17 protein-coding genes are annotated in these 19,897 nt (G+C 62.8%); 9 read left to right on the forward strand and 8 right to left on the reverse strand.

Annotation, left to right across the window (positions count from 1 at the left end; all coding sequences use genetic code 11):
* Position 1: 1 nt before the first annotated feature.
* The 7 genes from BPHYT_RS25135 to betI form a co-directional block, all read right to left on the reverse strand.
* Positions 2 to 445 (reverse strand): hypothetical protein, encoded by a 444-nt coding sequence (locus BPHYT_RS25135; RefSeq protein ID WP_012426929.1) that lies wholly within the window; start codon positions 443 to 445, stop codon positions 2 to 4.
* The gene (locus BPHYT_RS39705) at positions 442 to 951 is read right to left on the reverse strand and encodes a lysozyme (RefSeq protein WP_012426930.1); all 510 of its coding nucleotides are present in this window, start codon (positions 949 to 951) and stop codon (positions 442 to 444) included. Before BPHYT_RS39705 ends, BPHYT_RS25135 begins: the two co-directional genes overlap by 4 nt.
* Positions 952 to 1,071: 120 nt before the next feature.
* Positions 1,072 to 1,455, reverse strand: a complete 384-nt coding sequence (locus BPHYT_RS25145) for a cupin domain-containing protein (protein ID WP_238535746.1) — start codon at positions 1,453 to 1,455, stop codon at positions 1,072 to 1,074.
* A 35-nt stretch (positions 1,456 to 1,490) separates the two neighbouring features.
* Complete coding sequence (gene ampC / locus BPHYT_RS25150) at positions 1,491 to 2,657, reverse strand: class C beta-lactamase (RefSeq protein WP_012426932.1); 1,167 nt, start codon at positions 2,655 to 2,657, stop codon at positions 1,491 to 1,493.
* 154 nt (positions 2,658 to 2,811) lie between these two features.
* Complete coding sequence (gene betA, locus BPHYT_RS25155; RefSeq protein WP_012426933.1) at positions 2,812 to 4,497, reverse strand: choline dehydrogenase; 1,686 nt, start codon at positions 4,495 to 4,497, stop codon at positions 2,812 to 2,814.
* Positions 4,498 to 4,508: 11 nt separating this feature from the next.
* The gene (betB, locus tag BPHYT_RS25160; protein WP_012426934.1) at positions 4,509 to 5,978 is read right to left on the reverse strand and encodes a betaine-aldehyde dehydrogenase; all 1,470 of its coding nucleotides are present in this window, start codon (positions 5,976 to 5,978) and stop codon (positions 4,509 to 4,511) included.
* A 42-nt stretch (positions 5,979 to 6,020) separates the two neighbouring features.
* Positions 6,021 to 6,608, reverse strand: coding sequence for a transcriptional regulator BetI (gene betI, locus BPHYT_RS25165; RefSeq protein ID WP_012426935.1), 588 nt, complete (start codon positions 6,606 to 6,608; stop codon positions 6,021 to 6,023).
* Positions 6,609 to 6,891: 283 nt separating this feature from the next.
* Between betI and fdhA the strand changes: the two genes are divergently transcribed.
* Complete coding sequence (gene fdhA, locus BPHYT_RS25170) at positions 6,892 to 8,091, forward strand: formaldehyde dehydrogenase, glutathione-independent (protein WP_012426936.1); 1,200 nt, start codon at positions 6,892 to 6,894, stop codon at positions 8,089 to 8,091.
* A 133-nt stretch (positions 8,092 to 8,224) separates the two neighbouring features.
* On the opposite strand, the gene BPHYT_RS25175 is transcribed toward fdhA, so the two are convergent.
* A complete protein-coding gene (locus tag BPHYT_RS25175; protein WP_012426937.1) occupies positions 8,225 to 9,220 on the reverse strand; it encodes a GlxA family transcriptional regulator in 996 nt (331 codons plus the stop codon).
* Positions 9,221 to 9,662: 442 nt separating this feature from the next.
* Between BPHYT_RS25175 and BPHYT_RS25180 the strand changes: the two genes are divergently transcribed.
* The 8 genes from BPHYT_RS25180 (at position 9,663) to BPHYT_RS25215 (ending at position 19,892) form a co-directional block, all read left to right on the forward strand.
* On the forward strand, positions 9,663 to 10,937 hold the full coding sequence (locus BPHYT_RS25180) for a serine hydroxymethyltransferase (protein ID WP_012426938.1): 1,275 nt from the start codon (positions 9,663 to 9,665) through the stop codon (positions 10,935 to 10,937).
* A gap of 18 nt (positions 10,938 to 10,955) precedes the next feature.
* Positions 10,956 to 11,927 (forward strand): dipeptidase, encoded by a 972-nt coding sequence (locus BPHYT_RS25185; RefSeq protein WP_012426939.1) that lies wholly within the window; start codon positions 10,956 to 10,958, stop codon positions 11,925 to 11,927.
* Between the two features lie 53 nt (positions 11,928 to 11,980).
* On the forward strand, positions 11,981 to 12,517 hold the full coding sequence (locus BPHYT_RS25190; RefSeq protein WP_012426940.1) for a DUF5943 domain-containing protein: 537 nt from the start codon (positions 11,981 to 11,983) through the stop codon (positions 12,515 to 12,517).
* 49 nt (positions 12,518 to 12,566) lie between these two features.
* On the forward strand, positions 12,567 to 14,630 hold the full coding sequence (locus tag BPHYT_RS25195; RefSeq protein WP_012426941.1) for an NADH:flavin oxidoreductase: 2,064 nt from the start codon (positions 12,567 to 12,569) through the stop codon (positions 14,628 to 14,630).
* 2 nt (positions 14,631 to 14,632) lie between these two features.
* Positions 14,633 to 16,546, forward strand: coding sequence for a (Fe-S)-binding protein (locus BPHYT_RS25200; RefSeq protein ID WP_012426942.1), 1,914 nt, complete (start codon positions 14,633 to 14,635; stop codon positions 16,544 to 16,546).
* 4 nt (positions 16,547 to 16,550) lie between these two features.
* Positions 16,551 to 17,732, forward strand: a complete 1,182-nt coding sequence (locus tag BPHYT_RS25205) for an electron transfer flavoprotein subunit alpha/FixB family protein (protein ID WP_012426943.1) — start codon at positions 16,551 to 16,553, stop codon at positions 17,730 to 17,732.
* Positions 17,729 to 18,505, forward strand: a complete 777-nt coding sequence (locus BPHYT_RS25210) for a drug:proton antiporter (RefSeq protein ID WP_012426944.1) — start codon at positions 17,729 to 17,731, stop codon at positions 18,503 to 18,505. The genes BPHYT_RS25205 and BPHYT_RS25210 overlap by 4 nt, the downstream gene beginning before the upstream one ends.
* Positions 18,506 to 18,578: 73 nt before the next feature.
* On the forward strand, positions 18,579 to 19,892 hold the full coding sequence (locus BPHYT_RS25215; RefSeq protein WP_012426945.1) for an aromatic ring-hydroxylating oxygenase subunit alpha: 1,314 nt from the start codon (positions 18,579 to 18,581) through the stop codon (positions 19,890 to 19,892).
* The last annotated feature ends 5 nt before the right edge of the window (positions 19,893 to 19,897 follow it).

The following is a 19,897-nucleotide window of genomic DNA, read 5'->3' on the forward strand; positions in this document are numbered from 1 at the left end:
ATTATTGCTTGCGGATAGCGCGCACCATGACACCGTTCCAACCGAATGCGACACGGTTGTCGGCCATGCGGAAAACAGTTGTACAGTTCGCGCTGTCCAGCAAGGCGGTGCGCGCAGGCAGGCCGACATCTGGCGGGTAGACGTCGTAAAGTTCTTTCAACTTCGCGGCGCTGTCCACCTCACTGACCACGAAGCCGTTATGCGGCGTGCAGTGCTGGTTATTGAATTCGATACGCGTCGGCGAGATCGTCAGAACCTTCCCGAGGATTCGCCTCGCCTCAGGGATACCCGCCGAGACAGGGGAATAGGACACGACATCAGTCACCACCCATTTGCCCACGAATCCCACCGCAGACGGTGTTGTGTCCGACGCGCCCTGTTGCGCGCCAGCGAGTCCGGTCGTGAGAATCAGCGTAACGGCTGCGCCCAGCTGACGGGCTTTCATTGCGCAGGCTGCCGAAATGGAGCGGACTCGCGCATGCGCCGATTCACAAGTCCCTGACTGCGCTGCGCAGGCCCCAATGCGCTACCATCCGGCCTGCGTGGGGTAATCATTATGTTACTCATCATTTGTGAAACCACGCCCCTCATATTGCCGTCATTTGCAGGTGAAAGCGTCTGCCTAGTATTGACGTTGCTCGAGTTGTACGCGAACGATACGGCGGCGTCAAATTGCGCCTGCGTCAACTGACGCTCCGTGACAATAGCCTTAACGCGGCGCTCCGCATCTCGTACTCGAGATTGAAGGACGGCGTTAACCTGCTCCGGAAGAACAGTTCGCGTCAATTCCTCCTGCGTGCAGGGCCCCAGGTGAGCTAGCGTACCGATGCCCCACGTGCAATTGCCGTTTGCCGGGGCATCATTGTAGTACCGCATCACAACGCCCTCGTTGAATCGTAAGGCTGCATATCCGGCTGCACTCATCCGCATGCTGTCATTAGCACCGGGCATTTTCCACCTCCTCAAAAACGGGGGAGAGTATAAAAGGCGATGCGCGTGCGATAACACCTATCAAAACGGATAGGTAACCTGATACGGGAACGGTAGCCACGCCGATCCTCATTTGCTAATTCAATTCTGAACACGCATATTAAAGGGCTTCCCAGGCACCCGAGCCCATGTCGCCAGCACTTTCGCGCCCGCCGGTCCCGCGCTCGTTACGTGAACAACATTTGCCGGCATACGGTAACTCTCGCCGGCGTGAACGACTTGCGCCGGTCTGCCCTCGATCTGCACCGTGACTTCACCTTCGAGTACATAGGCGAGTTCCGGCCCGGTCGCTTTGTGCTTCGGCTTGGCGGCATTAGGCGGAAATTCGGCGATGCCCATGCCCATTTCGCGATCGGTTCCCGGAACGGGGACGCGTTGCAGCACCACGGTCTCTTTGGCGTCGGGCGGCTTTTCGCCGGCATTGGCAGAAGGCAGATTGATGAGGACCGCAGCGATCAGCGGCACGCAACGCAAGCTGTTCATGATCGAGTCGCCCCTGTTCAATGCGCGGACCCGGCAAGCGCCGTCAGAATCTTATAAGCAGCAGCCACCCGATCCTCGTTCGGGAAGTTCTTGTTGGCCAGCATCACAATGCCCAACTGCTTCTCGGGCACGAAAGCCACATACGCGCCGAAGCCGTTGGTCGAACCGGTCTTGTTGATCCACACGTTTGAACGAGGCGCGAGCGGCGGCTTGATTTCGACCGCGGACGTCGCGTTCAAGACCATCGCCGATGAATTGCCCGTCAGCAATGTCTTCAGCGCGACCGGACACGCGTATTGTTCCCAGATCAGATCCTGGGTCAGCACACCTGCCTTGAAGTAGCCGGTGTGCGTGTCCGTGATCGCGCGCTGCAGCTTCGCGTCGAGTGGGAGCAGATTCATGTTGGCCTGCATGAAGCGCGTCATGTCGGCGGCGGTGGATTTGACGCCATAGGCTTCGGCCGACAGCACGCCGGGCGCCATGCGGATCGGCGCACCGTCTTTCTTGTAGCCTTGCGCGTAGTCTGGGATGCGTGCTGTCGGAACGTCGATATAACTGTTCTTCAACCCCAGTGCAGGAAACATGCGCTGTTCCATCAACGCCGTGAAATCCCGCCCCATGCTCTTTGCGGTAATCAATCCGAGCGTGCCGATGCCCGGATTGGCGTAAGTCCGGCACGTGCCCGGCGCGCAACTGGGCTGCCATGCCTTGAAATACTGCATGAGTTCGTCGGTGTTATGGATTTCGTCCGGCACCTGCAAGGGCAGCCCACCGGGCGTATGCGTGCCCAGGTTGACCAGCTTCACGTTGCCGAACCGGCTGCCCTGAAGCACGGGCAAATATTTGCTCGTCGTATCCGACAGGGCAAGATCGCCGCTCACCTGCGCATACGAAGCCAGCGTCGCCGTGAAGGTCTTGCTGATCGAGCCGAGTTCGAACAGCGTGTCGCGCGTCACGGGCTTGCCGGTTTCCGTCGACGCCACGCCGTAGTTGTACACATAAGGCTTGCCCTCGACGATGACACCGACCGCCATGCCATGAATGCCGTCTTTCGCCATGAGCGGCTGAATCGCCGCGTCGACCGTACGTTTGATGCTGTCTTGTGTGGCATCGGCTGCGTGGCTCATGGGAGGGGCCAACGCAAAGGCCACGGTTGCCGTGAGGCAGAGGGCTTTGAACTTCATCTCTCGCGTTTCCTTGAATGTCTGTCGGCGGGCGCTCCAAAAGCTTCCTTGAAACGCCTTGAGGCCGCACTATCCGGCTTTTGCCAGACACTGACAATCGACGATAAGTTGCGCGAGGGTAAAGAAAATCTTATGCGCGAACAAGGGCGTCAGGTCAAACCGTCGCGCTCTCCTGTTTTCTCGACGCCACGCCATTCGCCACGAAGTAGGGCGTGTCCACTCGCGCCAGCGGTTCGCGTCCATGAATCCGGTCGGCGATCTTTTCGGCCAGCATGATGGTCGGCGCGTTGAGATTGCCAGTCGTGATGCGCGGCATGATCGACGCATCCACCACGCGCAGCGCTTCCATGCCGTGCACGCGCCCCTCGTTATCGACCACGGCCATGTCGTCATAGCCCATCTTGCACGAGCACGACGGATGAAACGCCGTCTCCGCCCGCATGCGCACGAACGTGTCGAGCTGTTCGTCGGTGGTCAGTTCGGCGCCGGGGTTCAGTTCGCGGCCGCGATACCGGTCGAGCGCCGGTTGCCGCATGATCTCGCGCGTGATGCGAATGCCGTCGCGGAACTCGCGCCAGTCGAGCGGATCGGCCATGTAATTGAACAGGATGCTCGGATGCGCGTTCGGATCGCGCGACGTGAGCTTCACGCGGCCGCGGCTCGGCGAGCGCATCGAGCCGACGTGGGCCTGAAAGCCGTGCATCTTGATGGCATTCGAACCGTTGTAATTGATCGCGACCGGCAGGAAGTGATACTGAATGTTCGGCCACAGATCGTCGTCGCGTGTGCGGATGAAGCCGCCGGCTTCGAACTGATTACTCGCGCCGATGCCCGTGCCCTTGAGCATCCATTCGAGTCCGATAGCCGGTTGATTCCACCACTGTAACGCCGGGTAAAGCGAAATGGGTTCCTTGCACTCGTACTGGATGTACATCTCCAGATGGTCCTGCAAGTTCTCGCCGACACCAGGCAGATCGTGAACGAGCGGTACGTCGAGTTCGCGCAGCCATGTGGAGCGGCCCACGCCCGAGCGCTGCAACAACTGCGGCGACGCAATCGCGCCGCTGCACACCAGCACCTCGCGGCGCGCCTGCGCATTCACCGCATTGCCATGATGCAGATACGCGACGCCGACCGCGCGCTTGCCCGAGAACAGCACGCGATCCGTCACGGCATGCGTGACGATGGTGAGATTCGGCCGTGTCTTCGCACGATCCAGATAGCCGCGCGCCGTGCTGGCGCGCCGGCCGTTCGCCGTGACCGTGCGATCCATCGGGCCGAAGCCTTCCTGCTGATAGCCGTTCAGATCGTCGGTGCGCGGAAAGCCGGCCTGCACACCGGCTTCGACCATCGCCGCGAAGAGCGGATTGTTGCCGGGCTTGCTGGTAGTCACGTGCACCGGACCGTCGCCGCCGTGGTAAGCGTTCGCCCCGGCATCGCGCGTTTCGGCCTTGCGGAAATACGGCAGGCAATCCAGATAGGTCCAGTTTTCTAGGCCGGCGTGCGCGGCCCAGCCGTCGTAATCGAGCGCATTGCCGCGGATATAGCACATGCCGTTGATCAGTGACGATCCGCCGAGCCCCTTGCCGCGCCCGCATTCCATGCGCCGGTTGTTCATATGCGGCTCGGGGTCCGTTTCGTACGCCCAGTTGTAGCGGCGTCCTTGCAGCGGAAAGGCGAGCGCGGCCGGCATTTGCGTGCGGAAATCGAAGCGGTAGTCGGGGCCTCCCGCTTCGAGCAGCAGCACGGTCACGTCCGCGTCTTCGGTCAGGCGCGAAGCGAGCACGTTGCCCGCCGAACCCGCGCCCACGATGATGTAGTCGTATTCGTTCGCAGCCATCGCGCCTCTCCTTAGAACACCGGTTGATACGGGCCGAGTTCGACCTGCACGGACTTGATGCGCGTGTAGTGTTCGAGCGTGGTGATGCCGTTTTCGCGGCCCACGCCTGACTGCTTGTACCCGCCCACCGGCATTTCCGCGGGCGACTCGCCCCACGTATTGATCCAGCAGATACCCGCTTCCAGCCGATGAATCACGCGATGCGCGCGCGCCAGGTTCTCCGTGACGACGCCTGCGGCAAGACCATAAGCGGTGTGGTTCGCGCGCGCGATGGCTTCGTCTTCGTCGTCGAAAACGAGAATGCTCATCACCGGCCCGAAGATTTCTTCGCGGACGATGCGCATGTCGTCACGGCAGTCGGCGAACACGGTCGGCTCGACGTACTGGCCACCAGCGAAATGGCCCTCGGTGAGACGCTTGCCGCCTGCCACGAGCCGCGCGCCTTCCTGCTTGCCACTTTCAATGTAGCCCAACACTTTATGCAATTGCGCGGCGCTCACCAGCGGGCCGAAGTTGGTGGCGGCATCGGTGGGCTTGCCCACGCGAATGCGCTTGACGCGTTCCAGCACCAGAGCCTCGAAACGGTCGAGCACGCCGCGTTGCACGAACACGCGCGTGCCGTTGGTGCACACCTGGCCGGAGCTGAAGAAGTTGGCGCTCGTGGCGATGTCGGCGGCGCGTTCCAGGTTGGCATCGTCGAACACGAGCAGGGGCGACTTGCCGCCGAGTTCCATCGTCACCTCTTTCAGCGACGACGCGCCCGCCATCGACATCACCTTCTTACCCGTTTCCACGCCGCCGGTGAACGAAATTTTCTCGATGTCCGGATGCGCGGCGAGCATCGCGCCGACGCGTCCGTCGCCTTGCACGACATTGAACACGCCTGCGGGCACGCCGGCTTCGGTAAAGATCTCGGCGAGTTTCAGCGCCGACAGTGGCGTGATCTCGCTCGGCTTGAAGATCATTGCGTTGCCGGCCGCGAGCGCGGGCGCCGATTTCCAGCACGCGATCTGGATCGGGTAGTTCCATGCGCCGATGCCCGCGCAGACGCCGAGCGGTTCGCGCCGCGTATAGACGAACGACGTGGGCCGCAGCGGAATCTGCTGTCCCTCGATTGCAGTGGCGAGCCCCGCGTAGTACTCGATCACGTCCGCGCCGGTGACGATATCCACCGCGAGGGTTTCGGCAATCGGCTTGCCGGTGTCGCGCGTTTCGAGCGCGGCGAGTTCGTCGTTGCGCTCGCGCAGAAGGTCAACGGCGCGGCGCAAAATGCGCGAACGCTGCATGGCGGTGAGCGCGGCCCATTCGCGTTGGCCTTGTTTCGCGGACCGAACGGCGCGATCGACGTCGGCCGCCGAGGCCTGCTGCACGCTCGCGAGCGTTTCGCCGGTGGCGGGGTCGAGCGTGTCGAAGGTTTCGCCGCTGGTGGCGTCGACATAGCCTCCGCCGATATAGAGACGTTGCGTTGCGAATACCGCCATGACTTGCTCCTTTCTGAAGATGTCGCCGCTCTGGCCGTGTGCTTACTCGCGCGATGCGAGGACCAGATCGATATAGTCGTTGGCCACGCGCAGCGCGGCTTTGGTGTCGAAGGGTTCGCCCGAGAGCGCGCCGCGCAGCCACAAGCCGTCGATCAGCGCGGCGAGGCCGCTCGCCGCACGGCGCGCCGCGGCACGCGGCATGGCCTTGGAAAAATCCGCGCACAGATTCGAGTTCAGGCGGCGCGTGTTCACGTACTGCAGCCGGCGCAATGGCGGCTTGTGCATGCTCTCGGACCAGAACGCGAGCCAGGTTTTCATGACCGGGCCGCTGGTCTGCTCGGCGTCGAAATTCGCGGCAACCACCGCGCGTAACTTCGAGCGCGGGTCCGCTTTCGCCGCGCGGCGCCGGCGCGACGTGGCCTGCCATAAATCGCGCAGCACGTGGCGCATGGTGGCTTCGAGCAAGCCGTCCTTGTCGCCGAAATAGTGGCTGACGATCCCGGTGGAAATGCTCGCGCGTTGCGCCACCGAAGCCAGCGTGGCGCCCGCGAGCCCGGTCTGGTCGATCGTGTGGAGCGTGGCGTCGATCAACTGCGCGCGGCGGATTTCGCGCATTCCGAGTTTGGGCATGGTGCGGGCGCTATAGCTGGCGTTGGCTGCAGGCGGGCTGCCGACGACGAATGCGGCCCGCTCAACTGGATTCGAACGGCCATGGTAGGTTTTTTATATTGAACGGTCAATCAATAAAAAGTTGAATGCATCAGGGTAGGCAAGGGCTGCGCCCGTCGTGTCGGTTCCGGCCAAACCCATGTCGCGTTCGGCACATGCGCCTGGTTCACTGGGCGCTACGCTCGTTGAACGGCGTGCTCTTTAATGAACCGGGCGCGCCGCTCACAAGACATGGAGACAGACAATGAGCAGCAATCGCGGCGTTGTGTATCTGGGGCAGGGCAAGGTGGAAGTGCAGTCGATCGACTTTCCGAAGATGGTCGATCCACGTGGCCGGTCGATCGGTCACGGCGTGATCCTGAAGGTGGTGAGCACCAATATTTGCGGCTCGGATCAGCACATGGTGCGCGGCCGCACGACCGCCGAAGTCGGCCTCGTGCTCGGCCATGAGATTACCGGCGAGGTGATCGAGGTGGGCCGGGACGTGGAAACGCTGAAGGTCGGCGATCTCGTTTCGGTACCGTTCAACGTGGCCTGCGGACGTTGTCCGACCTGCAAGGCACAACATACCGGCGTGTGTCTGAACGTGAATCCGTCGCGCGCGGGTGGCGCTTATGGTTACGTGGACATGGGCGGCTGGATCGGCGGCCAAGCCGAATACGTACTGGTGCCGTACGCCGACTTCAATCTGCTGAAATTCCCCGACCATGCGCAGGCGATGGCGAAAATCCGCGACCTCACGTGTCTGTCCGACATTCTGCCGACCGGCTATCACGGCGCGGTGATGGCAGGCGTGAAGCCCGGCGCTACCGTGTATATCGCGGGCGCGGGTCCGGTGGGCATGGCGGCTGCCGCTTCGGCGCGCTTGCTGGGCGCGGCCTGTACGATCGTCGGCGACATGAACGAGGAGCGTCTCGCGCATGCGCGCAAGATGGGCTTCCAGACCATCGATCTGTCGAAGGATGCCACGCTCGGCGAGCAGATCGAGCAGATTCTCGGCAAGCCCGAAGTGGATTGCGCGGTCGACTGCGTTGGCTTCGAAGCGCACGGCCACGGCAGCAGCGGATCTCACGAGGAAGCGCCGGCCACCGTGCTCAACTCGCTGATGGAAATCACGCGGGCCGCGGGCGCGATCGGCATTCCGGGCCTGTACGTCACGGACGATCCGGGTGCCGCCGATGCCGCCGCGCGCAAAGGCAGCCTGAGCATCCGCTTCGGTCTGGGCTGGGCCAAGTCGCACTCTTTCCATACCGGACAGACGCCGGTGATGAAATACAACCACAATCTCATGCAGGCGATCTTGTGGGATCGCTTGCCGATTGCGGATATCGTCAACGTGACCGTGGTGTCGCTCGACCAGGCGCCCGATGGTTATCGCCGGTTCGATGGCGGCGCGCCGAAGAAGTTTGTGATCGATCCGCACGGGTTGTTGAAGGCGGCTTGATCGCGGCATGAGGTGGCGGCGGGGCTGCATGCGCGGTCTCGCGCAGCGCTACAAAAAAACGCGTTGAACGGAAAACCGCTCAACGCGTTTGTTTTTGTGGCCGCGCAGTCAACCTATCAAGCAATCAGCCGCCTCAGGCCGCCAGCACCGGCACCGCAGCGAGCGACGGCGCCTGCTTGCGTCGTTCGCGCGTCGGCGCCGTGCCGAACGCGTCGCGATAGCTCTTCGAGAAGTGGCAAGCCGACTGGAAGCCGCATGCCATCGTGATGTGCATGATCGACATATCCGTTTGCAGCAGCAACTCGCGTGCGCGCCGCAAGCGCAGCGTCAGGTAGTAATGCGTCGGCGTCATGCCCAGATGCTCGCGGAACAAACGCTGCAATTGGCGTTGCGACATGCCCGCGAGCCGCGCGAGTTCTTCGCGCGAGAGCGGCTCTTCGATATTGTTCTCCATCAGCGAGATCACTTCGAAGAGCGACTTGTTGGCCGAGCCGAGCCGCGCCACCAGCGGCATTTTCTGTTGCGCGCTGGTATCGCGCACATGTTCGACGATGAACTGCTCGGCGATCTGCGTGACGCGTGCCGTGCCGACGCGCGGCGCAATCAGGTTCAGCATCATGTCGAGCGGCGCGACGCCGCCCGTGCACGTCACCCGATCGCGGTCCACCACGAACAGTTCCTTCAGAAAACGCGTGTCGGGAAACTCTTCCTTGAGCGCCGACATGTTCTCCCAGTGAATCGCGCACGCATAACCGGCCAGCAAACCGGCGCGCGCCAGCGCATACGTGCCGGTGCACAGGCTGCCGAGCACGCAGCCCAGGCGGGCGAAGCGGCGCAAGGCGGAGAGATGGGCCGGCGTGGTGGCGCGCTGCACGTCGATGCCGCCGACCACGAACACGATATCCGGCTGGCCGACGCATTCAACCGGCCCCGTGTCGACCGACAGACCATTGCTGGCCATGACCGGGCCGCCGTCGGGACTCACGATCGACCAGCGGTAAAGCGTTTGGCCCGTGAGGTAATTCGCCATGCGCAGGACTTCGATCGCGTTGGTGAACGCAATCATGGTGAAGTTGGGGACCGGCATGAATGCGAAATGCGACAACGACGCCGTGCGATCGGTGGACATGAGAGGAATGATTCCTTCGAATCTGTAATGTCACGTCGCCGTGGGGAGCAGCGACTTCTTCAATTTTGAGGACTAGGGCAACTCCCGTGCCATCAGGCTAAACCCTCGGTTGGCGCGCCTTCGACGTGGATAGCTAAACAAGTAGCACCACAACGGAGCCGTAGCGGTCTGCCAGCGCACCTGAAGCGCGCACGACGTACGCGTGCAGTGCAACATGATCGCGATTTCAGCACGCTCGTTCGGCAAGTGGAGAGTGCGCGTCAGCGCCGACTTGTGAAAAAAGGACGTGTATGGCGGAAAAGGCAAAGAACGCGTCTGAATTCATAAATTGACAAGCGAGGCGAGCGTCAAGAATAGACGCAATGCACACCGGTAGTAGCAGGGGCGAAGCAAAGCCCAGACGCGGCTTCCGGCCTTCCGTCAACGTCTCCACGGACCTTCCATGTCGAACCCGAATCCTTTCTTCGAAGCAACGCTCGCCACGCGCGATACGGCGGTGCGCGGCGCTATTCTGAAAGAGCTCGAGCGCCAGCAGTCGCAAGTCGAACTGATCGCGTCGGAAAACATCGTGTCGCGCGCGGTCCTCGAAGCGCAGGGCTCGGTGCTGACCAACAAGTATGCGGAAGGCTATCCGGGAAAGCGTTACTACGGCGGTTGCGAATACGCCGACGTGGTCGAAACGCTGGCGCTCGATCGCATCAAGCAACTCTTCAACGCAAAATTCGCCAACGTGCAGCCGCATTCCGGCGCGCAGGCGAACGGCGCAGTGATGCTCGCGCTGGTGAAGCCGGGCGACACGGTGCTCGGCATGTCGCTCGACGCGGGCGGCCACCTCACGCACGGCGCCAAGCCGGCCATGTCCGGCAAGTGGTTCAACGCGGTGCAGTACGGTGTGAATCGCGACACGATGCTGATCGATTACGAACAGATCGAGGTACTCGCGCAGCAGCATCAACCCGCGCTGCTGATCGCGGGCTTCTCGGCTTATCCGCGAGCGCTGGATTTTGCACGGTTGCGCGCGATCGTCGACAGCGTCGGCGCAAAGTTGATGGTGGATATGGCGCACATCGCCGGGATTATCGCGGCGGGTCGCCATCAGAACCCGGTGGAATACGCACACGTGGTGACGTCGACCACGCACAAGACACTGCGCGGCCCGCGCGGCGGCTTTGTGTTGACGAATGACGAAGACATCGCGAAGAAGATCAACTCCGCCGTATTTCCCGGCTTGCAGGGCGGCCCGCTGATGCATGTGATCGCCGGCAAGGCGGTCGCGTTCGGCGAGGCGCTGGAACCGGGCTTCAAGACGTATATCGACAGCGTGCTCGCCAATGCCCAGGCGCTCGGCGAAGTGCTCAAGGCAGGCGGCGTCGATCTGGTCACGGGCGGCACGGACAACCATCTGCTGCTGGTCGATCTGCGGCCGAAGGGCCTCAAAGGCAATCAGGTCGAGCAGGCCCTGGAACGCGCGGGCATCACCTGCAACAAGAACGGTATTCCCTTCGATACCGAAAAGCCGACGGTCACGTCCGGCATTCGCCTGGGCACGCCCGCGGGCACCACGCGCGGCTTCGGCGTCAGCGAGTTCCGCGAAATCGGCCGGCTGATCGTCGAGGTGCTCGACGCGCTGCGCGATCACCCCGAAGGCCATGCCGCCACCGAACAACGCGTGCGCCGCGAGATTTTCGCGCTGTGCGAGCGCTTTCCCATCTACTGAGTACGCCTGGAGCAAACGATGAGCACATTGCACGACAACAGCATCATCATCGACGGTCTGAACATTTCGAAGTTCGAGCGCTCGGTGTTCGAGGACATGCGCAAGGGCGGCGTGACCGCCGTGAATTGCACGGTCTCGGTCTGGGAAAGCTTCCAGAAGACCGTCGATAACATCGCCGAAATGAAGCAGCAGATTCGCGAGTACGGTGAGATTCTCACGTTGGTGCGGACCACGGACGACATCTTCCGTGCGAAGAAAGAGAACAAGACAGGCATCATTTTCGGTTTCCAGAACGCGCACGCTTTCGAGGACAACCTCGGCTATATCGAGGCGTTCAAGGACCTCGGCGTGAACGTGGTGCAGCTTTGCTACAACACGCAGAACCTCGTGGGCACCGGTTGCTATGAACGCGACGGCGGTCTGTCGGGCTATGGCCGCGAAGTAATCCAGGAGATGAACCGCGTCGGCATCATGGTCGATCTCTCGCACGTGGGCGGCAAGACGTCTTCTGAGGCGATCGCGGCGTCGAACAAGCCGGTGTGCTACTCGCACTGCTGCCCGTCGGGACTGAAAGAGCATCCGCGCAACAAGAGCGACGAGCAACTGAAAGAGATCGCGGACGCAGGCGGTTTCGTCGGCGTGACGATGTTCGCGCCGTTCCTCAAGCGCGGCGCGGACGCGACCGTCGAAGACTATATCGAAGCGATCGAGTACGTGGTCAATCTGATCGGTGAAGATCAGGTCGGCATCGGCACCGATTTCACGCAAGGCTACAGCACCGAGTTCTTCGACTGGATCACGCACGACAAGGGCCGTTATCGTCAATTGACGAACTTCGGCAAGGTGGTGAATCCCGAAGGCATTCGCACGATCGGCGAGTTTCCGAATCTGACGGCCGCCATGGAGCGCGCCGGCTGGAGCGAGACGCGCATCAAGAAGATCATGGGTGAAAACTGGGTGCGGGTGTTCGGCGAAGTCTGGAAGGTTTGATCTTCCAGCGCTGATGAAACCACACTCGCACACATAAGAAACGGAGCCTCCACATGCAACCCCAACTGCCTATCGACGTCGATGCGAACACCGGCGTCTGGACCACCGACGCGCTGCCGATGCTGTACGTGCCGCGCCATTTCTTCACCAACAACCATACCGCCGTGGAAGAAGCGCTCGGCCTCGATACGTATGCCGAGATTCTCTACAAAGCCGGCTACAAGTCGGCGTATTTCTGGTGCGACAAGGAAGCGAAGCAGCACGGCCTTGCCGGCATGGCGGTATTCGAGCACTACCTGAAACGTCTTTCGCAGCGCGGCTGGGGCATCTTCACGATCACCGAAGCCGATCCGTCGAGCTCGCATGCGCGCATCGAACTGCATCACTCGTCGTTCGTGCTCGCGCAGCCGGGCAAGGTCGGCAAGCTGTGCTACATGTTCGCCGGCTGGTTCGCGGGCGCGATGGACTGGGTCAACGACACCGCGCCGGACGCGTCGCGCAAAGGTCCGCCGTCGCATTCGAGAGAAGCGCAATGCGCGGCCGAGCATCACGACCACTGCGTGTTCGAAGTATCGCCGCTGGCTTCCTGACCGCGCACGACACAGCGCAAAAAAGCATTCCATTCCGAGGTCGATCGCGATGCGTTACCCGAACCTTTTCAAGCCTCTCACGTTGAACAAGCTGACCTTGCGCAACCGCATCGTCAGTACCGCGCACGCGGAGGTCTATGCGGAACCGGGCGGCTTGCCCGGTGACCGTTATATCCGTTACTACGAAGAGAAGGCCAAGGGCGGCGTCGGCCTCGCGGTGTGCGGCGGCTCGAGTCCGGTGTCGATCGACAGCCCGCAAGGCTGGTGGAAGTCGGTGAATCTGTCGACCGACAAGATCATCGACCCGCTTGCGCGGCTCGCCGAAGCGATGCACACGCACGGCGCGAAAATCATGATTCAGGCCACGCACATGGGACGCCGCTCGGCGTTTCACGGCGAGCATTGGCCGCATCTGATGTCGCCGTCCGGCGTGCGTGAGCCGGTGCATCGCGGCAACGCGAAGATCATCGAAGTCGAGGAAATCCGCCGCATCATCAGCGATTTCGCGGCGGCGGCGAAGCGCGTGAAAGACGCGGGCATGGATGGCGTGGAAATCTCGGCGGCGCACCAGCATCTGATCGACCAGTTCTGGAGCCCGCGCACCAACTTCCGCACCGACGAATGGGGCGGCTCGCTCGAAAACCGCCTGCGTTTCGGCACGGAAGTATTGAAGGCCGTGCGCGAAGCAGTCGGCGCGGACTTCTGCGTTGGCTTGCGCATGTGCGGCGACGAGTTCCATGAAGACGGACTCGATCACGAACAACTGAAGGAAATCGCCCAGGCGATGAGTGAGACAGGCCTGATCGATTACCTCGGTGTGATCGGCTCGGGTGCGGACACGCATAACACGCTGGCCAACTGCATGCCGCCGATGGCGCTGCCGCCCGAACCGTTCGTGCATCTCGCGGCCGGCATCAAGTCGGTGGTGAAGCTGCCCGTCATGCACGCACAAAGCATTCGCGACGCGGGCCAGGCCGAACGCCTGCTCGCCAGCGGCATGGTCGATCTGGTCGGCATGACGCGCGCGCAAATTGCGGATCCGCATATGGTCATCAAGATCCGCGATGGCCGCGAGGACGAAATCAAGCAGTGCGTGGGCGCGAATTATTGCATCGACCGCCAGTACAACGGGCTCGACGTGTTGTGCGTGCAGAACGCCGCGACCTCGCGTGAAGAAACGATGCCGCACGTGATCGCCAAAACGCGCGGGCCGAAGCGCAAGGTCGTCGTAGTCGGCGCGGGTCCGGCAGGACTCGAAGCGGCACGCGTGGCGAAGTCGCGCGGTCACGATGTGGTGCTGTTCGAGAAGAACGACTACGTGGGCGGTCAGATCATGCTGGCCGCGAAAGCGCCGCAACGCGAACAGATGGCGGGTATCGTGCGCTGGTTCGACATGGAAACGAAGCGCCTCGGCGTGGACCGGCGCCTCGGTGTCGCCGCCGACGAGAAAACCATCATGGCCGAGAAGCCGGACATCGTCGTGCTCGCCACGGGCGGCTCGTCGTTCACGTCGCAAGTGGCGGCGTGGGGCGTCGACGAAGGCCTCGCCGTGAGTTCGTGGGATGTGCTCTCGGGCAAGGTCGAGCCGGGCAAGAACGTGCTGGTGTACGACGGCGTCAGCACGCATGCCGGCGCGGGCGTGGCCGATTTCATGTCGAGCCGGGGTTCGAACGTCGAGATCGTGACGCCTGACGTGAAGGTCGCCGACGACGTCGGCGGCACCACGTTCCCGATTTTCTATCGCCGGCTCTACGCGCAAGGCGTGATCCACACGCCGAACTACTGGCTCGACAAGGTTTACGAGGAAGAGGGCAAGAAGATCGCCGTGATCCGCAACGAGTACACCGAGGAGCAGGAAGAGCGCGCGGTCGATCAGGTGGTGATCGAGAACGGCAGCACGCCGAACGACGAGTTGTACTGGAAGCTCAAGCCGGAGTCGATCAATCGCGGTCAGGTGGACGTGCACAAACTGTTCGCCTCCGAGCCGCAGCCGTCTTTGAGCGAAGAACTCGGCAATGGCCGCTTCCTGCTGTTCCGTGTCGGTGACTGCATTTCGATGCACAACATTCACGGCGCGATTTACGACGCGCTGCGCCTTTGCAAGGATTTCTGACGATGAGCCCCGTGTTTGTCATCACCGTCCTGCTGTGGTTGTCGGTGGCTGGTCTGGCGTTCGCGCTCGTCAAACGCGCCGCGTACTGGCGCGAAGGCCGTGCGACGGCGGCGGGCGCGTACGGCTGGACCAATCTGCTGTCGATTCCCAAGCGCTACTTCGTGGATCTGCATCACGTGGTGGCACGCGACCCGTACATCGCCAAAACGCACGTGGCGACCGCGGGCGGCGCGATTCTCGCGATGGCGCTGGTGTTCGTCAACTACGGGCTGGCGATCTACTCGCCGTGGCTCGACAAGCTGATCTTCCTCGCGGCGCTCGTGATGCTGGTCGGCGCGGTATTCGTCTGGCGTCGCCGTCATGGCGCGAAAGCGGTACCGGCCAGGCTCTCGCGCGGACCGTGGGATCATTTGCCGTTGTTGCTCGGCTCGTTCGCGCTCGGTCTCGTGCTCTTCGTTGCGTTGCCTGCCGGTGCGATGTCCGGCGCGCTGGCGATCATCGTCGCGCTGCTGATCGCGGCCGGCGCGTTCGCGATGACGTTCGGCGCGGCGCGCGGCGGGCCGATGAAGCATGCGCTCGCGGGTCTGCTGCACCTCGCGTTTCATCCGCGCCAGGAGCGCTTTGCCGAGCGCAATGACAACGACGTGGTGCCGCCGACCGCATTGAAAGCGCCGCTGCTCGACGCGAAAGAATATGGCGTCGGCAAGCCGGTCGAGTTCCGCTGGAATCAGTTGCTCAGTTTCGATGCGTGCGTGCAGTGCGGGAAGTGCGAAGCAGCCTGTCCCGCGTTTGCCGCCGGTCAGCCGCTCAATCCGAAGAAGCTGATTCAGGATCTGGTCACCGGCATGGTGGGCGGCACGGACGCGCAATACGCGGGCAGTCCCACGCCGGGCATTCCGGTCGGCAAGCATGCCGGCGCGCCCGACAAACCGCTCATCTCGACGATGATCGAAGCGGACACGCTGTGGTCCTGCACGACCTGCCGCGCGTGCGTGCAGGAGTGCCCGATGCTGATCGAACACGTCGACGCGATTGTGGACATGCGCCGCAATCAGACGCTCGTGGAAGGCAGCGTGCCGGGCAAAGGCCCGATCACGCTTGCGAATCTGCGCGAGACGGGCAGCTCGAACGGCTACGACATCGGCGCGCGCTACGACTGGGCCGTCGATCTGCAGGTGCAGGTCGCGCAGCCGGGACGTCCGGTGGACGTGCTGCTGATTGCCGGCGAAGGCGCGTTCGACATGCGCTATCAACGCACGCTGCGCGCTCTGGTCAAAGTACTGAATCGCGCGGGCATCGACTACGCGGTGCTGGGCGGCGTGGAAACCGATACTGGCGACACGGCCCGGCGTCTCGGCGACGAAGCCACTTTCCAGCAACTCGCGCTGAAGCTGATCGGCACGCTCTCGCAGTACTCGTTCCGCAAGATCGTCACCGCCGATCCGCACGTGCTGCATAGTCTGCGCAACGAGTATCGCGCGCTCGGCGGTTTCTACGAAGTGCAGCATCACACGGCGCTGATCGAGCAGCTGGTCGCGAGCGGCAAGCTGACGCCGCGCGCGGTCGCCGCCTTCGCGGACCGCAAGATCACGTATCACGACCCTTGCTATCTGGGCCGCTATAACGGTGAGACCGAAGCGCCGCGCAAGCTGTTGAAGACCATTGGCATCAAGGTCGTGGAGATGGAGCGTAACGGTATGCGCGGACGCTGTTGCGGCGGTGGCGGCGGCGCGCCCTTGACCGATATTCCGGGCAAGCGGCGTATTCCGGATATCCGTATCGACGACGCGAAAACCGTCGGCGCGGAGATCGTCGCGGTGGGCTGTCCGAATTGCACGGCGATGCTCGAAGGCGTGGTCGGCCCGCGTCCGGAAGTGCTGGACGTCGCCGAACTGGTTGCAGCGGCGCTGGAGTAACGCGATGAACACTCTCAAACGAATCGATCCGCGCCGTCCGTTCACGATCACGGCAGACGGACTCAAACGCATCACGCTCGGCGTAATGGGTGCTGCGGGTTTAATGGAAACGGCCACGCACGGCGGCGTCGCCTTGCACCGCGAACAGGCCAAAGCGCGCCGCACCACGGCGGCGCCGCAGCGCGTGATACTCGTGGCCGCGCATGCGGACCGCGGCGCATTGGACGACCACGCACGCCAGACGTTGGCCGCAGCGGCCTTGATAGCCGACGCCGCGACCGAAGTCGTGCTGCTCGTATTCGGCGAGTTCAGCGGCGATGCCGCTACGCTCGGCGCCGACAAACTTATCGAACTGCCGATGTTCGATCGCCGCAAGTTTGCGCCGCAGGACGAATTGAACGCGCTGGCTGCGTGCGTCGCGGCTTACGCGCCGGTGCATATATTGCTGCCTGATAACGCAACCGGCGACGGCGATCTCGGCCGCCGTTACGCCGCTGCGGCGAATGCAAGCGTCGCGGCGCATGTCGTCGAGATCGATGCCGCGCATGTTGCCACCTATGTTAAGGCGAATACGGCGTTCGCGGCGCGCGCATTGCCTGAAGTGGTATTGCTCGCGGCCAACGCGGTGGATCCGAAGTTGCCGTTCTTTGGCGCGGGCGAACGGGTGATGTGGCGTTTCGACGGAGATCCCGCTTCGCAGCAAGAACAAAGCGCCGTACGCGATCTCAGCATCGAGGAAATCGACGCCGCGCAACTCGCGCTCGAAGAAGCCGACTTCATCGTCTCCGCCGGCAATGGCGTGAGCGACGTGCCGGCATTCGAGCGCCTCGCGGCCACGCTGGGCGCGGCGATCGGCGCGAGCCGCGTGGCCGTGGACGACGGCAAGTTCACGCGCGACAAGCAGATTGGCGCGACCGGCAAGACCGTCGAGGCGAGCGTGTATATCGCCTTCGGCATTTCCGGCGCGGTGCAGCATCTGCAAGGCATCAAGGATTGCCGGCATGTGATCGCGGTGAACCTCGACGCCAGCGCGCCGATCGCCAAACGCGCGAATCTCACGGTGATCGCGGACGCACAGGAAACCATCGCGGCGCTCAACGAAGCGGCGGCCGCGGCACGCTCAGCAGGCGGGACCGGTGCGGCGCTGCTGAATTCAACGGCTGTCGCCGAAGGAGCGCTCGCATGAAGATCGCCGTCCTCGTTTCGGTGGGCCGTCATCCGGTGAGCGGCACCGCTCGCTACAGCCGCAACGACGCCGCCGCGCTGACTCTCGCGCTCTCGCTGGCCCGAACGCACAACGCGACGCTCGACGTGCTGCATGCGGGCGATCCGTCTAACCCTGCGTTGAAGGAATATCTTGCGCTCGGAGCACGCTCAGTCGAAGTGCTTGAAATCGCCACGACGCCTGACTTGCAAGCCGACGTAGCGGCACCTCTGGCCGCCCGTCTGCGCGGCTACGACCTCGTGCTGACCGGCACGCGTGCCGAAGGCGCATTCGACAGCGGCATGCTGCCGTATCGCATCGCCAGCGCGCTGGAAATGCCGCTGGTCGGCGCAGCCGTCGACATCGCGCTGCGCGACGGTTGCGCGGAGGTCCGTCAATTCATGCCGAAGGGTTTGCGCCGTCGCGTGGAAGTGCGGCTGCCCGCGCTGATCGCCGTGCATCCGCTCGCCAACGCCGCACCGACGTACGCCTATGCGCGCCTGCGCGAAGGCACGATTCGCCCGGTTGCGACGCCCGCTACCGCCAACTCCGACAACCCCGCCTGGACCTTGCGCCCGGCAGCCGCCAAACCGGTGCGGCTCGCCGCGGCTGAAAAGCGTTCCGGCCACGCCCGCATGCTTTCGGCCACGACGACCGAGAGCCGGGGCGGCAGCGTCGTAATTGAAGGAAGTTCTGTCGAAAAAGCACAAGTGATTCTGGCGTATTTGCGCGAGCATCAACTCGTGGATTACTGATTTCCGGTTCGGGCCAGCACGCGACCAGGAGGGCCTGGCGCGGCGCCAGACGTGACATGCAACGGAGCACACAATGAAAGTTTCGGCAGACGTTCGTGCAATGATCGAACGCCGCAAAAAGGATTACACACTGGAAGCGCCGTTCTACACGAGCGAGGCGATTTTCGCGCTCGATATGGAGGCGATCTTCCGGCAGCACTGGATCCAGGTCGCGGTGGAACCGGACGTGCCGGAACCCGGCGATTACATCACCGTGGAGATCGGCAACGATTCGATCCTGATCGTACGCGACGACGACATGCAGGTGAGGGCATTTCACAACGTGTGCCGCCATCGCGGCGCCCGCTTGTGCAATACCGACAAAGGCTCGCTCGGCAATATCGTGTGCCCGTATCACAGCTGGACGTACAACCTGAACGGCGATCTGATGTTCGCCGAACACATGGGCGATCAGTTCGACCGCTGCAAGCATAGCCTGAAGGCCGTGCATGTCGAGAATCTGGCGGGCCTCATTTTCATTTGTCTCGCCGACAATCCGCCGGCCGACTTTGGCGTGATGCGCGCCGCGATGGAACCGTATCTGCAGCCGCACGATCTGGCGAGCTGCAAGATCGCGGCCTCGATCGACATTATCGAAGACGGCAACTGGAAGCTCACGATGGAGAACAATCGCGAGTGCTATCACTGCGTGGCGAACCATCCCGAGCTGACCATTTCGCTCTACGAATACGGCTTCGGTTATCAACGCACGCCGGCCAACGAAGAGGGCATGGCCGCGTTCGAAGAGACCGTGGCGCGCCGTACCGCGCAATGGGAAGCGATGAAACTGCCGTCGGCGGAAATCGAACGGCTGGCCGATCTGGTCACGGGTTTCCGCACGCAACGCCTGCCGCTCGATCGCGACGGCGAATCGCAAACGCTCGACGCGAAAGTGGCGTCGAAGAAACTGCTCGGCGGATTCGAGCAGGCCGACCTCGGCGGACTGTCGTTCTGGACGCAGCCGAATTCTTGGCATCACTTCATGAGCGATCACATCGTCAGCTTCTCGGTGATTCCGCTCTCGGCGGGTAAGACGCTGGTGCGCACCAAGTGGCTCGTGCACAAGGACGCGCGCGAAGGTATCGATTACGACGTGAACAACCTCACGGCCGTGTGGCGCGCCACCAACGACCAGGATCGCGCGCTCGTCGAGTACTCGCAGCGCGGCGCGACCAGCAGCGCGTATGAGCCGGGTCCGTACTCGCCGTTCACGGAAGGTCTCGTCGAAAAGTTCTGCGAGTGGTACATCGCGCGCATGGCGGATTACAGCAATGCGCCCCAAACCCACGACGCCGGCGATACCGCGCAGGCTTCGCATGGCGAAAAAGTCGTGTCCTTCATGCGCTGAGCGCG

This window comes from Paraburkholderia phytofirmans PsJN (genome assembly GCF_000020125.1).
Lineage (GTDB): Bacteria > Pseudomonadota > Gammaproteobacteria > Burkholderiales > Burkholderiaceae > Paraburkholderia > Paraburkholderia phytofirmans.